This is a genomic window from Salinimicrobium oceani, from assembly GCF_012037645.1.
Window position 1 is genome coordinate 1 of the sequence record NZ_JAAVJR010000188.1, and the last position, 641, is coordinate 641.

Genomic DNA, 641 nt, shown 5'->3' on the forward strand with positions numbered 1-641 from the left:
AGATCCTTCCAGGTTGATGCGCACTTCTCCTTCTCCCGGTTCCGGAAGTTCTATCTCTTTTACACTTACTTTTTGAGGGGCTTCTAATACTGCTGCTTTTCCTACAGCAGCTTTTTCTGATGCCGGCGTTTTCTCCTGCATCGCATGGGCTGATCTCATATGGCGATCTGTTTTGTTGGATTTAGATTTTCAGGAAGTTCAATATTTCGGTTTTCGCAGAGCCATCTCAGCAGCTTTTCCACGCCTTCTTCGATGTTGTACTTTGGATTCCAACCGGTTGCTTCTTTGAACTTATTGGTATTGGAAACGTAGTAGAATTGATCGCCGGTACGCCAATCTTTAAAACTTATGTCCATTTCCTTTCCTGCCTTGTCCCTTATTATTTCCAGGATCTCCAGCAAACTCACCGTATTTTCGGGTCCGCCACCTATATTGAACACCTGGCCGGTGAGCTTATCAATGTTCTTATGCGCGAGCATAAAAGCATCTATAAGATCTTCCACAAAGAGAATGTCCCTTACCTGTTTTCCATTTCCATAGATGGTCACCGGCTTGTCTTCAAGAGCGCTGATAAGGAAATGTGCCACCCAACCCTGATCTTCGGTTCCAAACTGGTGTGGTCCATAAATACAGCTCATTCT

Annotated in this window: 1 protein-coding gene; it reads right to left on the reverse strand. The window is 44.6% G+C overall.

The features are described 5' to 3' along the window. Positions 1 to 155 precede the first annotated feature (155 nt). The coding region (locus HC175_RS16180) for an NAD-dependent epimerase/dehydratase family protein (protein ID WP_168139430.1) at positions 156 to 641 on the reverse strand (486 nt) is incomplete at its 5' end.